The organism is Lactococcus cremoris subsp. cremoris KW2, assembly GCF_000468955.1.
GTDB classification, from domain to species: Bacteria; Bacillota; Bacilli; order Lactobacillales; family Streptococcaceae; genus Lactococcus; species Lactococcus cremoris.
The window spans coordinates 1,257,462-1,272,716 of the sequence record NC_022369.1; the positions used below are offsets into that span (position 1 = coordinate 1,257,462).

A 15,255-nucleotide genomic window follows, 5' to 3' on the forward strand; every position below is an offset into this window, starting at 1 on the left:
TATCAGTGAATAAGAAAACTCCAATTTACTTCAATCAGAGCTTCTTCATAGTTCAATAATGCCTAAGTATTGATAACCTGATGTAAATTTATCAATTTCTATTTCTTGATTTTGTGAATTAGTTTTACTAGATTCAGATTACAGCGTCAATCATTTTATATATAAGAAAAGTAATCCAATCCCATAATTATAACTTATTTGAAAATGCAATTCAACCATCGTAAATATATTATCTTAGAAGATAGTTATAAGTGATAAGTTTCTCTAATTATTTAATTGCTAAAAATAGTAATCATGAATCATTGCTGTTATTTTAATTTTTTTAAGAGAGTTCAATACTTATTACTTATACTCAACAAAAAAGCAGCATCAGAGAAAATGCTACTTTTTTTAATTTCTTACTATAATAAATACAATAATCTAAAAATGTTTAATTGTTTTTTATATAATCAAACGCTGCTTTTTCTTCTAACACTAGCACTTTCTCCGTCTGATTATCTCCATCTTCTTTATAATTGAGACTTGCAGTATAACCCTTCTTCGTTAGTTTAATATTGTCAAGTTGAGCATAATCCCAGCCAGTAACTACATCTCCACCACCAACTTGTTTTCCTTTTTCCTTATGTTTAAACTCAAAAACTAATTTTGCTTTTGAATTTTTTACTGCTGTGATTGTTACCATTCGAACAAGTTCTTTATCAAAATTTTCTTCATCAGAAATATGTTCTTTACTCATTTTTTTAAAAGTGTACTTCCAATTATCAATTTCTTTATCCATAGATTCATCACTACTAAAATCTGCATAATTACCGATAAATGCAAGAGGGACTTGTGTTATTTTAGGGTATAACTTAAATCCGAACTCTGTAGTATTTGTGTCATCATCAATAACAAGATAATTTTTATTTACCATAAAAGTACTTTGAGTTTTTGCTTTCTTTTGAAAATATCCAAAAACCCCTACCAACAAAATTGCTAATATAATAAGACCTGTCCATAATCTAGCTTTAAAATTACTGACATCCGTAGATTCTATTATTTCTATCTTTTTGTCGTCATTTAATTCTTGACTTTGATTATCAAACACTACCTCTTCAGGAATTATCTTTCGATTTTCTTGCCAAACATCAATGATTTGATTTGCTACCCATTCCCTATTTTTAATGTTTATTAGTGGGATGGCAAAAGCAGTATCTTCTCCAAATCTATTAATATTTTTGCGCCATTCTTCTATTATAGGATGTTTATCCCTAAAGGCTTTCTGTTTTTCTGTTTGATAGTTTTCTGGATGAAAAACATCAACGTAGAGATAATACTGCTTTGAACGTCCAGCATGTACAATTTCATATCGTAAATTTTTTATTTCATACCAAGGAATTATTCCGAAATTTTTGAGCGATTGTGAGGATAAGCCCTCATCCAATGCTGTAATTACTGGATTTTTTCTATTTTTTACTCCGATGAATAAAATAAAAAGTCCAAAAAATAATAATAAGAGACCAATTATAATTATCGTAACATTTATTTCAGAAAACAAAGTAGCCAAACAAAAAGCAGAAATAGCTATCAGGATCAAAGAAATGAGCAACATTTTAAAAAAGGAATTATACACTTTCAAAGGTAATTTATCATTCATAATACAATTATATACAAATAGTTAATAAAACTCCACAATTATTATATTGCGATATAATAATTAAATCAATTAGTAGTCAAAGGTAATATTTAATGATTAATATTCGTTTTAAAAAGCTAAAAATTTTCAGCAACATATTTTCTTCATATGGTTCGCTTTATTCTTTAATAAAAATGATTTTGGGCCTTCCTTAAGGATAGTAGGACTGACAGCAGGCATAATTATCGTTTGTGTCATCAAATTTGACTCCCTTAGTTCTTTATTCAAATCGTCAGCACTCTCTTATAATGAAAATTACTGTCAAGTATATTTAAAAGACAAAAATTTAATAAAACAAAAATTGACACATATTTACTTCAACGAATTAAAAAAATTGATATCTTGATCAGTAATAATGAGGTTGTTTCAGCTGGTAAAGATATGGAATCAATAAAAAAGGCAAAATTAGAATCTATTTTTATTTTACAAATAACTCAAGTAAAATCACCGAATTCACAAACAAAAATATCATTAACAAAAATGACTTTAAAAACTTTATTATATTTTTAAAAAATAATCATGTAAAAGTTAATTTAGGAAGAGGGCATGATATAAATGTTTGATCAATTTACTTCTGCTCTATTATCAATCTTAAAAGTATTTTTACTTTTGGTAGTAGTTAATTATTTTGCTAAGCTAATGTAATAAAAGATAGTCATCATGTTTGTGCTGACTATCTTTTATTATTATGAATTGTAAATTTCATTTATGAGTTGTTCTGTTTTATCCCAACCTAAACATGGATCAGTAATTGATTTTCCGAAAACATCTGGATGGTCTTGTCGCCCGTCCTCAAGATATGATTCAATCATAAATCCTCTAACATATTTATGAATTTGTTCATCCCAATTACGATTTACCAAAGTTTGGCGGACAATTCTGATTTGCTCCATATATTTTTTTCCAGAATTATCATGGTTGGTATCAATGACGATAAATGGATTTTTTAATCCCATTTTTTCATAGATTTCAATACTTTCCAGAAGGTTATCCGTGTAGTAATTTGGATGATTCTTGCCATTTTCATCTTGACCACCGCGAAGAATTGCATGAGCAAGTGAATTTCCTGATGTTTCTACCTCAGCATTTCCAAAAAGAAAATCTTGTGATTGTTGAGCCGCATAAATTCCATTGAACATCACTTTTAAGTTCCCTGATGTAGGATTTTTCATTCCAGTTGGTGCATCAATACCAGATGCAACGAAACGGTGTTGTTGATTCTCAACGGAGCGAGCGCCAACTGCGTAATAACTGACCAAGTCATCAACAAGTGGCAAATTTTCTGGGTAGAGCATTTCATCAGCAGTTGTCAAACCAGTTTCAGTAATGACTTTATAATGTAAGTCCCGAACCATTTTTATTCCATTAATTAAATCAGTATGGCCGTCTGCATCTGGTTCGTGAATCAATCCTTTATATCCATCACCATTTGTTCTTGGTTTAGCCGTATAAACACGCATGACAATAAAGATTTTATCTTCTACTTTCTTCTGAAGCTTTGATAATCGATGAGCATATTCCAAAACAGCACTTTCATTATCCGATGAACAAGGACCAATAACTAACAAGATTCGTTCATCTTCTCCTTTAATAATGGCTTCTAGTTCTTTATCTCGTTTATCTTTCTTTTCTTGTTGCTCACTATTTAAGTGGCTCAACTCTTTTACATCACTGATGTTAATCTTTTTACTCATTTCTTTGAATGACATTTTCTACTCTTTTCTACAGTTATCTTCTAAGTAAAATCTATTTAACTAAGATCTTACCTGCAACATATTTCTTTTTTTCTTTTTATCATTACCTCCAAATATAATAAAAAAAGACGTCCCCAGAGGACGTCTTCTTTATCCCCTAGATGATTAACGAACATCAAAGAGGACCCACATTTTATTAGCCAAAACTAATGTGGATCATTTATAAAGAAAAAATAAAATTTTTTACTGTTGTTAATCATCTTGGAACCTCAATATTTTATATTAATAGCTAGTATAATTAAAATTTTTTGATTTGTCAATTATTTATCTACTTTTTCTAAATTTTTCTCCAATTTCAGTAAATACATAACAATAATTATGTATTTATTTTAAATAAAGATGAGATTGAAGAATGAATGGAACGTGCGGTTTCCGAATTATTCATTGTATATAGATGAATTCCGGCAACATCTTCAGTTACTAAATCTACTATTTGGTCTATTGCATAAGCGATTCCTGCATCTCTTAACGCAACAGGATTATGTTCATACTTTTCCAGTATTCTGATAAATTTTGCTGGTAGAGGCGTATTGCAATTTTTTAATAAACGCAGAATCTGATTACGGTTTATGACGGGCATAATCCCAGCAAGAATGGGGACATTTATTTCCGCAATGGCACAACGTTCTTGAAAATCATAGAAGCTATTATTATCAAAAAATAACTGAGTAATTAACTTATCAGCCCCTGAATCAACTTTCTCTTTCAAATGATGAAAATCACTGATACGATTTATTGATTCAGGGTGAACATCTGGATAACAAGCGCCCAAAACTTCGAAACTACTATCATAATCCTTTATAAATTTTACCAAGTCACTAGCATATTTGAAGTCTTTTTTAGTTGCTTCATCACTTATATCACCTCTCAGTGCTAAAACTTTCATAATCTGCTTTTCTCTTAAACGTTCCAAAATCTCTATCACTTGGGTTTTGTCGATATAGGCCGCGGGTAAATGAGCAACAGCAGGAATATTTAATGTATTATTAACATAATCTGCAAATTTTATGGTTGTATCAGCAATATTCTCATAATTATTATTACTACAGGTAACGCTGATAAAGTCAGGAGAAAGTGCTCTTAAACTATCAAGTGTTTTCACTAAATGAGAACTGCCAACTTGAGTTGTTGGAGGAAAAACTTCAAAAGATAGAATTTTAGAATCACTTGTCATATGTTATCTTTTCCTTTCTTACCTCTTTTGTTGCCTCAACCAGGTGAGTCAAACTAGGGATTGTTTCCTTATTTCCTCTTGTTTTAAGACCACAATCAGGATTAACCCAAACTTGCTCAATTGGTAATTTATTCAAAATCTTTTCTAGTTGAATTTTTATTTCTTGACTACTAGGAATTCTTGGGGAATGGATATCATAAACTCCTGGCCCTACCAAAGTTTGAAAATGATGAGCTTTTAGTGCATCAATAATTGATAACTGGCTGCGACTAGCCTCAAAAGAAATGACATCGGCATCCATCGCATCAATAGAAGGAATAATATCTTCAAATTCAGAATAACACATGTGTGTATGGATTTGAGTTTCAGCTTTCACCTTAGAATGGACCAATCGAAAGGCTGGAATCGCCCAATCTAAATATTCACTATACCAATCACTTCGACGTAATGGTAGTTTTTCTCTAAGTGCTGCTTCATCGATCTGAATGATTTTAATTCCAGCCTTTTCTAAATCGAGTACTTCTTCTTGGACAGCTAAGGCTAACTGTAAAGTGCTTTCCTTTAAGGAAATATCTTCTCTTGGAAAAGACCAATTTAGAATAGTTACAGGCCCTGTCAGCATCCCCTTTACCGGTTTAGAAGTCTGAGATTGAGCATAAGCTGACCAGCGAACGGTCATAGCTTGCGGTCTTGTGATATCTCCCCAAACAATTGGCGGTTTAACACATCGTGTTCCATAAGATTGAACCCATGCTTTTTGTGTAAAAATATAACCATCTAATTGTTCTCCAAAATATTCTACCATATCATTTCTTTCAAATTCACCATGAACTAAAACATCTAACCCAATGTTCTCTTGAAGTTCCAAACATTCTTTAATTTTTTCTTCCAAAAATGCTTCATAATCACTTTTGCTCAGTTCACCACGCTTATACTGCAATCGAGATTTTCTTACTTCTGGCGTTTGAGGAAATGAACCGATAGTCGTTGTTGGTAGCAGAGGAAGCTTGAGTGCTTTTATTTGATCGGCACGTCTTTCAACTAAGCTAGGCGTTCTAATAAAATCTTTATCAGTTAAATGAGTAATTTTTTGTTTAAGTTGAATATTTTCTTGGACTCTATTTTTATCAAAAAGTGCAATATTCTTATCTAACAGGGAAGTATTTTTCTTAACATAAATTTCGGAAATTTCATTAACTTCCACCAATTTTTCTTTGGCAAATGCGAAATGGTTGAGAATTTCTTTGCTTAATTTGGTTTCATTCTCAGTTGTTACTGGAACATGCTGTAAAGAACAACTTGTATTGATTACAATATTGTCAATGTTTCCTAAATCTTTTAGCAAACTCAGTGTTTTTTGATAATGATTACGCCAAATATTTTTCCCATTGACAACTCCTGCAAAGAGTAATTTATCTTTAGGAAAACCATACTTTTGAACTAGTTTTACAGACTCTCTTCCTTCAACAAAATCAAGGCCAATCCCATCAAAATCGAGCTTTATGATTTCTTGATAACTATCACGTAGGTCACCAAAATAGGTTTGAAGGAGAACCTTAAGCTTATTTTTATTCTTAAGTAGCTCTTGATAAATTTTTATGAATAACTGTTGTTCTTCTTCTGTTTGATCTAAAACTAGAGCTGGCTCTTCAATTTGTAACCATTCCCCTCCTAAATTATTCAGTTGGTCAAATAATATTGTGTAGGCTCCAATGAGGTCAGACAATATCGCGTCCTTGGTTACTCCAGAAAGGTAATCCGCCAAAATTAAAAAGGTATATGGACCAATAATTGTCGGTCTAGTTTCAAAACCGGCAGTCTTTGCTTCTTGATATTCGTTTAATAGTTTTGAAAAATTTGCTTTTATTACTGTTTCTTTGCTAATTTCTGGAACGATATAATGGTAATTTGTATTAAACCATTTTTTCATCGGCCTTGCTTTCACGTCATTTTCTTCGTCTTGAAAACCACGCGCTAAAGCAAATAAAGTATCTAATTCATTGAGTTTTAATTTTTTATAGCGTTCGGGAATTACCCCAAGTGCAATAGATAGGTCTAAAGTTTGGTCATAGAAAGAGAAATCGTTGGAAATGGGGTAATCAATTCCAGCTTCTTTTTGACTTTTCCAATTTTCTAAACGAAGCTCTTTGACCACAATTTGTAATTCATCCTCAGAAATTTCCTTACGGAAGTATTTTTCCAGAGCAAATTTCAATTCACGATTTGAACCGATACGAGGGAAGGCAATAATTGATTTTTTCATAGTAGCTGTCTCCAATTTTTAATAGGTCTATCTTATCAAATTTAATAAAACTTTAATAATACCTTTTTGATATGATGACCTATAGTTTTTAACTATATTAAAGTCGTAAAAACAAAAAAGTCCAAGCAAATTTGCTTGAACTTTTATTGTTTAATAATCTATCGTCTGTGCATCAAGTGAATGCTTGATTGGATAAATGAAGGAATGACAATTGAGCTTTCTCTATCTTCTTTTATGATTATCGAATTATCTTCTAGTTTTTCAATAACTTTAATTAGGTGTGGGAGAGAGAGCTCTAATTTTTCAAAAAAAGCTTTTCCTTTTTCTTCTATCGCCGTAACATGATAAGTTTGTGCTACTTGCGCTTCATCAAGCGTTAGCTCTACTTCATTTTTTAACCAAAATGACTCCGTAGGAATTTCCGACCCGTGAGGATCAGTCTCAGGATAGCCCATTAAAACATATAATGATTCAATCAATCTCGGAGATGATGCATGCTCTAAATTTTCAGCTTCATCATGAACTTCTTCCATCGTATAACCAACTTTTTCAAAGAGAAAACTTTCCCAGACCCGGTGACTTTTTAGAATGAATCGGGCTTCATGTGTCCCTAAATCAGTCAACAATACACCATAATAAGGTTTGTGAATAACAAGTTCTTTTTTGGCTAGACGTTTAATCATTTCAGTTGCACTTGGAGAAGAAACTGAGAGCTTTTGAGCTATTGCATTGATACTTACTGATTCATTATTTTTATTTCTCAGACTATAAATCGCTTTAAGATAGTCTTGTTCATTTTTTGATGTTTTCATTTTTTTACCTTACTTTTCTCCATTTAATTATAACATAGACTATTTCAAAGTAAAATCAAAGAGAAAATATTCTATCATCTTTATTTTTAAATTTATAGTAACTCACCATATTTTGAGACAAAAATTTTCTTAAATAGGGTAACAAGAAACATGTACATGACTACTGTTAAAATTAACCAAGGGAAAAAGGTGAGTGGCAAAGCCATTAAGCCAATTGATTTCCCAAAACTTGTGAATGGAATGATTGTGAGACCAATAATTCCTAAAAAAGTAAGAAGAGTCAATGGAGCTGAGGCACGACTTTGTAAGAAAGGAATTTTTGGAGTCCGAATCATATGAATTACTAATGTTTGTGTCCACATCGATTCAACAAACCAACCAGTATGGAAGAGAGCAATAAAGCCAATATAGGCTGCACTTCCTGGAACAAGAGCGCTGAATGGGCCAAATGTTGCTGGACAGATAACGAAAAACATTAGGAGATATGTCGTGATATCAAAAACTGAACTTGTTGGGCCAATCCATAACATAAATTTACTTACAGAACTTGCATCCCATTTTCTTGGAACAACTAAGTATTCTTCATCAACATTATCCCATGGAATTGCTGTACATGAGAAATCATAAATTAAATTAAGTAAGAGAATATGGATAGATAACATTGGAATAAATGGTAAAAAGGCACTCGCAATTAAAACCGAAAACATATTACCGAAATTAGAACTTGCAGTCATCTTTATATACTTAATCATATTAGCATAGGTTTTTCTTCCTTCAATGATTCCTTTTTCAAGGACCATTAAATCTTTTTCTAACAAGATGACATCCGCAGATTCTTTGGCAATATCTACGGCACTATCTACTGAAATTCCAACATCAGAGGCTTTCATTGCTGCTGCGTCATTAATACCATCTCCCATATAACCTACGCTATTGCCTGAATTTCTAAGAGTTGTGACAATTCTTGCCTTTTGTTGGGGAGATAACTTAGCAAAGACAGAGGCTCCTTTAGCAACTTGTGCCAGTTCTTCATCATCAAGTTGATCAATGTCAGAACCTAAAATTGTTTTATCAGCAGGAAGCCCAACTTGTTCACAAACTGAACGGGTTACTTTGTCATTATCACCAGTCAATATTTTTACTGATACGCCATATTTATTAAGTGCCTTAATTGCCTTTGCTGTTGACTCTTTTGGTGGGTCTAAGAAAGCAAGATAGCCCATTAGTACCATTTCAGATTCATCTTGAACAGAAAAGCTATCTATTGGAGAGGGATTGGTTTTCTGAGCCACCAGAATCACGCGCATTCCTAGTTCATTTAATTCATCAACTTTTTTGAGGATGTATTGTCTTAACTCAGAATTTAAGGGAACAATCTTTCCTTCATCTTCAACTAAGGTACAAATGTCTAACATTTCTTCAGCTGCACCTTTAGTAATCATTTGTGTTTTTGAGTCTGTACCATTTCCGTTACTTTGAACCACAACGCTCATCCGACGTCTTTCAAAATCAAAGGGGATTTCATCAACTTTTGTATATTTACTACTTAAACCAGATAATTCAGGATTTTTTTCTTGCTTGGCCTCTGCTCCTTCAATAATAGCCAAATCCATTAAATTTTTCAAACCTGTTTGGTAGTAACTATTCAAAAATCCATGTCTTAATACCCGAATATTTTCTTGACCATGAATATCAAGGTGGCGCATCAATACAACCTTATCTTGAGTCAATGTTCCAGTCTTATCTGTACATAGTATATTCATTGAACCTAAATTTTGAATAGAATTTAGATTTTTAATGATTGTTTTTTCTTTCGACATTGTAACTGCACCTTTTGCCAAGCAGGTTGTCACAATCATTGGCAACATCTCTGGTGTTAATCCAACCGCTACTGCTAAGGCAAATAGTGCGGCTTCCATCCAGTCGCCTTTAGTAAAACCGTTTATCAATAAGACAAAAGGAACCATCACTAACATAAAGCGAATGAGTACCCAAGATACTGAATTCACCCCTTTTTCAAAAGTTGTTTTAGTAGAATCTTCGGTCACACTTCTAGCCATTTCACCAAAAATAGTAGTATCTCCAGTAACAATCACTATCCCATAAGCACTCCCACTAATAATATTCGAACCCATGAAAGCAAGATTTGACGATTCTGTAATCGAATCATAAGCCTCTGATGTTGCTAAATCTAATTTTTCTACTGGTTCACTTTCGCCAGTCAATGAGGCTTGACTGATAAATAAATCTTTAGCTTGGATAATTCTCAAATCAGCTGGAACCATATCTCCTGCTGATAGGTGAATAATATCTCCAACAAGGACTTCTTCAATTGGAATTTCTTGACTACCCGTTTCTAGTCTATGAACGTTTGTGGTTGTCGTAATCATTTTTAGGAGATTTTCGGCAGCATTTCCACTTCTTGTTTCTTGAACAAATCGTAAGATTCCAGAAATTAAAACCATTGTGGTAATGATGATCAGTCCTTGTGGATTTTTTTCTCCTGGAGCAGCTAATATAATATCAGTAAAAGCTGAAACGAGTGCCAAAACAAATAATATAATAGTGAAGGGATTGATGAAGGCTTGATAAAGGCGCTTAATTAGTGAGGTTTTTTTACCTCTAGTAATACTATTATCGCCGTATTGTTCATGAGAAATTTCAACTTGTTCTTCACTTAAGCCTTTATCTGATGTCTTAAATTTTTGAAACAATTCTTCTTTGCTTGATACTCTGGCAAATTCAAGTCTTCTTTTTATTTCGTTGTTGTCTACAAAATTTGTAGCTCTTTTTGTGTTTTCGAGTGTTTTTCTAAGTTTTTTCATTGGTCTGTACCTCATATTTTTTAATATTTTTGCTGTACAGTCCTAAACCTTAGGCACTTTAAAGAAGGTGATAAGAACGGAAAATTGCTCTTATCACGTTAATTATCTGCGGCCTTTCGGGCTCGGGACTATTAATACTCTGGGATTCCATTTCCGTTCTCACCTCCTTTAAATACAAAAAACCTTGCCTACAAAACTTGAACGTAGGCAAGGGAATAATTCCAAAAAAAGATAACACTATAAAGCGAATCAGTTACAAGCTATCGTTCAAGCTTTAGCTCCGCAGGGCAATGTTGTTGCACTATTTCACGCCTTCTTTTTCGACATGAACTGTTGGCCCTCTCATCGTGTCTCCACGACTCTGCGGCAGCAACCCGTATCCCTGCGGTAGCCTCACCTACCGATGGCTATGCTTATGGCATAACCAAATCCATTATAGCTGTTCTATCTTTTTTTGTCAATCTTTTTATTTTTTTATTTTAAGACAGACTCTGTTGCACCATTCATCGCCCAATCTTTTGATAAGAATAATGAGTTATCAATATGATATTTAAGATTACTTGGTGTTTTCATAAATTTTTCAATTGCTTTGTCTGTCGCTAACCAGCCTTTTGTTCCAAAATGGACTGTATCGCCGGAAGCATAAGGAGTATTATACATGTCTGTTAAATCAGCAATCTGATTAAATCCTTGACTTCGCAATTGTGTTTTAATTTTAGAACTGAAATTTTGTAATGTTTCTTCAGAGACACCTGTATATGATGACCAAGAGCCATTGACAGGTTGAATAACAAATAAAACGTCATTATGATTTTCAGCAAAAACATTTAGAAGTTGTTGAAAATCTTGATATTCTGGACTTTCGAGATAAGAAACTTTCTTTTTATAATTTTCCAGATGTTTATATTTGGATTTTATTCTCTGATTCCAAACATTATTGTTAATTTTGAAAGGATTGTTATTTGAACTCTTTTCTCCTTGGTCAACTGCCAAGCGATTTAAATTCTCTGATGTTGGATCATTGGGTAATTCTTTTGCAAATTTGTTGATTTTTGGAGAAAGTCCCAAATGATCAGCGGTGAATTGAGACATATTTGAGAAAAGTAAATCTTCTTTCCGCCAAAATTGTAAGTTGGTTGCCACAGTCATTTTTTGCAAGGCAGTTAATGGTTTTTTAGCTGCTAAACGTTCTAGAGAATTATAAATTGTTTCCTCAGATTTAAGTGATCTGAATTTTAATAGATGTTTTGCAAGCTGTGTTGTTGTGGCAGCTTTAGGGTCTGCTTCTTTCAACCAACCATAAATTTCACCTTTGGATACAAAGTTCTTTAGTTCACTTTCAACAATTCCTTGTTTAGAGAACCATTGTGGACTAATAACAAAAACAATTTTACGATTTTTTAGTTCGTCTGCCACTGAATTCATATAGAAAAAGTGAGTTAATGTCGTTGTTCCGGGTTGTCCTACTAAAAATGGTATGAAACCTGAATTATACTTGCTGAAATAAGCACTTGGGTGAAATGAATCAACGTGTTCCATTTCTGACGAACCAAGAACTGGTAAAAATTCAGGATCTGAATAGGCTTGTTTCTTAATTGAATATCCTGTAAAAGTAGGTGTATTTAAGGGTGACTGTGCAAACTTAACGAGTTGGTCTTTAGAATATTTCATTCCAACGTTAAAAGGGAGAAATATTAATAAAGCAACGAGAACTAAAGCTGCAATTAGTGGGCCAATTGCTCTAAAAATTTTAATTTTCATCCGTTTTTTCCTGAACGCGTGCTGCTATTTTATTTGCTGTATTCCAATCTTCACGGTCCATTTCTGATGGTGGAAGACTAATATCAAATGCACCTTCTAATTCAACGATAAGCATAATAGCTCTCATTGAATCAAGAATTCCTTCTTCAAACAAATCCATGTCTAAGTCTTCACGGAATTCGTCTGTGCCTGAGATTGTTTCGATAATGTCAAAAATTTGTTCTTTCATTTTTTTCTCCTAATGTTTTTATAAGCCTAACTCTTTTAGAAGTTAGGAAGTGGGTAATGTGGATCTAAGCAGTGCATAATGATGTGGTTTGGTATTCCTGAGAAGATAAGGAAACTGATAAATACTAGGTTAAAAGTGATAAAAATACTTACAGCACTTGTCCATTTATTATCTGGAATCTTCCAGTTCTTTCGTTTTTTCAAACGTTTCCAAGCATCATAACCAATCATTAACATGGCATGGTAGAAACCATATAGAATGTAATACCAAGTCAATCCGTGCCAGAATCCCATGAGTAGCATGTTCGCAAGGTAACCAATATTTGAAATGGTTACCATATTTTTTGACCATTTTTTGACCATGAATGTTTTCACTAGACGCATGAAGACAAAATCTCGGAACCAAAAACTTAAAGTCATGTGCCATCTTTGCCAGAAATCATGGATGTTTTTAGCTAAGAATGGTTTATTGAAGTTATGTGGCAAATCATAACCCATTAAATTACTGACACCAATGGCAAAGAGTGAATAACCAGCAAAGTCAAAGAATAAATACAATCCATAAGCATACATAGATGATGAAACATTCAAGAAACTTGGGTGAAGCGTTGCACTAATTGCGATACCATGTAACCAATATTGGTCAATCAAATAACCGATGATAAATTTATAAAGGAAACCTTGGAAAATTCTAAATATCCCTTTATTTAATAAATCAAGATATTTTTCAGTAACTACTGGTGCTTTTAATTCTTTAACGAAACGGCGGAAGCGATCGATTGGCCCTGATGAAATTGTTGGATAGAAATAGAGGAAATAAAGAAATTCTTTGAGTGGAACTGCTTTAATAAGCCCATCTCTTATTTCTATAATCATCGCAACGGTTTTAAAACTGATGTAAGAGATTCCTAAAAATCCAAGAATTGAACCAGGACCCGGTCCAGGATTGAACAAAGGATGAACTTTTACAATCACTAATGGCAAGATTGATAGTAAAATGATGAGATAAAAAACAAAGGTTTGGTTTTTACTCTGTTTTACCCGATACCATTCATAAAACTTAACAATGATGGTCTGAAAGACCCCAAATCCGATTAGAGCCCAAATAGTAACTGTCCCTGAAAATGTAAGCCAAAGAAAAGCAATGGTCAGTAAAACTTGATACCACATAAGCTTTTTGCCAAGGAGCTGAGCAATAACAATCGGAATTAAAGCCAGGCCTAGAATCAGGAAGTAAAAGGGAGTTGAATAGGGTTGCACTAGTTGTCACCTCGCTCTTTTTGGGCGAGTGCCTTACGGTCAACTTTTCCATTTTGATTCAGAGGGAACTTTTTGAGATAAATAAATTTGGTTGGCATCATATAATCCATAATTGTTTTTGAAAGCTCTGCTTTGAGTTGCTTTGTAAAGGCTCGTTCTTCAGCACGATCCGCAAATGTTTTGTCACTTTCAAGATAAGCGATTAAAGCTGTAACTTTATGTTGGTCATTCGTTTTAGGTAAAACCACTGCTTTTTCGATATCTTTTAGGTTTTGAATATTAGCTTCAATATCTTGAAGTTCAATCCTAAATCCATTAAATTTGACTTGAAAATCAATTCGTCCTTGATAACGAAGCATGCCCTCATCAGTTAGTGAACCGGCATCGCCTGTATGATAGGCAGGTTTTCCATCTACTGTGAAAAAGGCTTGAGCTGTTTTCTCTGGGTTTTCAAAGTAACCTTTAGCAACGGAATCACCGATAATAATGATTTCACCATCCATGATTTTTAGTTCTACACCAGATTTGGCAAAACCAATAGGAAGACGGTCATTTTCTGTCAGTAATTTTTCAGTCACTTTTATTGATGAAATGGCTCCTGTTGCTTCTGTTGGACCATAAGTATTATAAATAGTTGCTGACGGAAATGCTGTCAGTAATTTTTCAGCTGTTTTTTTCGTCAATTCTTCTCCACAAAAGATGAATTGTACTAAATTAGGATGTTCTTTCTCTGTGAATGAGGGATCCAATAAGCAAATATCAACAAATGATGGTGTCGAAATCCAAGTATTGATGACTGTTGAATTCAATCGTTCAAAAAGCAATTTAAAGTTTGTTGTTTCGTCACGTGAAAGTGAGACTAATGTTCCACCAGTTGTCAGGCTTGGATACAAACTAAAAATTGATAAGTCAAAGCTATAAAGGGCTTGTGATAAAATTTGATTATTTTCAATTTTGTTAAAGTCGTTGTTCATCCAGTTTGTGAAGGTCACAAGATTATCATGGCTGACTTCAACACCTTTTGGTACTCCAGTTGTTCCCGAAGTATAGATAATATAATTGCTGTCATTACCAGAAACGGCTTGACTAAAATCAAGTTCTGGAAGTTTTTCATCGAGAGATAGAGTGTTTAGATTAACTGAGATTCTGTCAGTAAAAAGAGCAGAAAAATCTTCTGAAAGATTAACAGTCGTTATCACAACTGCTGGTTTTGCTGCTAAATTAATCATTTCTGTCCGCTCAAATGGAGTGTGCGCATCGACTGGAATATAAGCATGTCCAGTCAAATTTGCTGCTAGCATTGCTGCTAAACTAATAAAGTCATTTTTACCAAAAATTAGGATTGGACGATTCACTAATGTCCGCTCCTTGATTTGTTTTGAAATCTCCGATACAGCGACGAATAATTGGCGGTAAGTAAATTTCTGCTCACGCTCGGCAAGCACGATAAGGTCAGGGTTTTTGTTTGCAATTTCAAAAATTTGTTCTAATAATTTCATAATT

10 protein-coding genes and 1 riboswitch are annotated in these 15,255 nt (G+C 33.2%); all 10 genes read right to left on the reverse strand.

Going from position 1 to position 15,255, the window contains the following annotated elements; translation table 11 throughout:
• Positions 1–430: 430 nt before the first annotated feature.
• Positions 431–1,636 carry an STM3941 family protein gene (locus KW2_RS06005; RefSeq protein WP_021037280.1) on the reverse strand — a complete coding sequence of 402 codons (1,206 nt, stop codon included), beginning with the start codon at positions 1,634–1,636 and terminating at the stop codon, positions 431–433.
• Positions 1,637–2,361: 725 nt separating this feature from the next.
• Positions 2,362–3,384, reverse strand: a complete 1,023-nt coding sequence (locus KW2_RS06010; RefSeq protein WP_021037281.1) for a 3-deoxy-7-phosphoheptulonate synthase — start codon at positions 3,382–3,384, stop codon at positions 2,362–2,364.
• A 361-nt stretch (positions 3,385–3,745) separates the two neighbouring features.
• Positions 3,746–4,603, reverse strand: coding sequence for a methylenetetrahydrofolate reductase [NAD(P)H] (gene metF, locus KW2_RS06015; RefSeq protein ID WP_021037282.1), 858 nt, complete (start codon positions 4,601–4,603; stop codon positions 3,746–3,748).
• Positions 4,593–6,866: a 5-methyltetrahydropteroyltriglutamate--homocysteine S-methyltransferase gene (gene metE / locus KW2_RS06020; RefSeq protein ID WP_021037283.1), complete on the reverse strand. Its 2,274-nt coding sequence runs from the start codon at positions 6,864–6,866 to the stop codon at positions 4,593–4,595. The genes metF and metE overlap by 11 nt, the downstream gene beginning before the upstream one ends.
• 158 nt (positions 6,867–7,024) lie before the next feature.
• Positions 7,025–7,678, reverse strand: coding sequence for a metal-dependent transcriptional regulator (locus KW2_RS06025; RefSeq protein ID WP_021037284.1), 654 nt, complete (start codon positions 7,676–7,678; stop codon positions 7,025–7,027).
• A 92-nt stretch (positions 7,679–7,770) separates the two neighbouring features.
• Positions 7,771–10,503 (reverse strand): magnesium-translocating P-type ATPase, encoded by a 2,733-nt coding sequence (gene mgtA, locus KW2_RS06030; protein WP_021037285.1) that lies wholly within the window; start codon positions 10,501–10,503, stop codon positions 7,771–7,773.
• A gap of 251 nt (positions 10,504–10,754) precedes the next feature.
• A riboswitch (M-box (ykoK) riboswitch) is annotated at positions 10,755–10,915 on the reverse strand.
• 62 nt (positions 10,916–10,977) lie between these two features.
• Positions 10,978–12,264, reverse strand: coding sequence for a D-alanyl-lipoteichoic acid biosynthesis protein DltD (gene dltD / locus KW2_RS06035; protein ID WP_011676183.1), 1,287 nt, complete (start codon positions 12,262–12,264; stop codon positions 10,978–10,980).
• The gene (gene dltC, locus KW2_RS06040; protein WP_011676184.1) at positions 12,254–12,493 is read right to left on the reverse strand and encodes a D-alanine--poly(phosphoribitol) ligase subunit DltC; all 240 of its coding nucleotides are present in this window, start codon (positions 12,491–12,493) and stop codon (positions 12,254–12,256) included. Before dltC ends, dltD begins: the two co-directional genes overlap by 11 nt.
• A gap of 35 nt (positions 12,494–12,528) precedes the next feature.
• Positions 12,529–13,752 (reverse strand): D-alanyl-lipoteichoic acid biosynthesis protein DltB, encoded by a 1,224-nt coding sequence (gene dltB / locus KW2_RS06045; protein ID WP_011835111.1) that lies wholly within the window; start codon positions 13,750–13,752, stop codon positions 12,529–12,531.
• Entirely contained in the window at positions 13,752–15,251 is a 1,500-nt protein-coding gene (gene dltA / locus KW2_RS06050) for a D-alanine--poly(phosphoribitol) ligase subunit DltA (RefSeq protein ID WP_021037286.1), read from the reverse strand. The genes dltB and dltA overlap by 1 nt, the downstream gene beginning before the upstream one ends.
• Positions 15,252–15,255 lie beyond the last annotated feature (4 nt).

Coding starts and splice junctions, on each gene's coding strand:
- KW2_RS06005 (WP_021037280.1), bottom strand. CDS start 1,636: ATGAATGATAAATTACCTTTGAAAGTGTATAATTCCTTTTTTAAAATG.
- KW2_RS06010 (WP_021037281.1), bottom strand. CDS start 3,384: ATGTCATTCAAAGAAATGAGTAAAAAGATTAACATCAGTGATGTAAAA.
- KW2_RS06025 (WP_021037284.1), bottom strand. CDS start 7,678: ATGAAAACATCAAAAAATGAACAAGACTATCTTAAAGCGATTTATAGT.
- metE (WP_021037283.1), bottom strand. CDS start 6,866: ATGAAAAAATCAATTATTGCCTTCCCTCGTATCGGTTCAAATCGTGAA.
- metF (WP_021037282.1), bottom strand. CDS start 4,603: ATGACAAGTGATTCTAAAATTCTATCTTTTGAAGTTTTTCCTCCAACA.
- dltD (WP_011676183.1), bottom strand. CDS start 12,264: ATGAAAATTAAAATTTTTAGAGCAATTGGCCCACTAATTGCAGCTTTA.
- dltA (WP_021037286.1), bottom strand. CDS start 15,251: ATGAAATTATTAGAACAAATTTTTGAAATTGCAAACAAAAACCCTGAC.
- mgtA (WP_021037285.1), bottom strand. CDS start 10,503: ATGAAAAAACTTAGAAAAACACTCGAAAACACAAAAAGAGCTACAAAT.
- dltC (WP_011676184.1), bottom strand. CDS start 12,493: ATGAAAGAACAAATTTTTGACATTATCGAAACAATCTCAGGCACAGAC.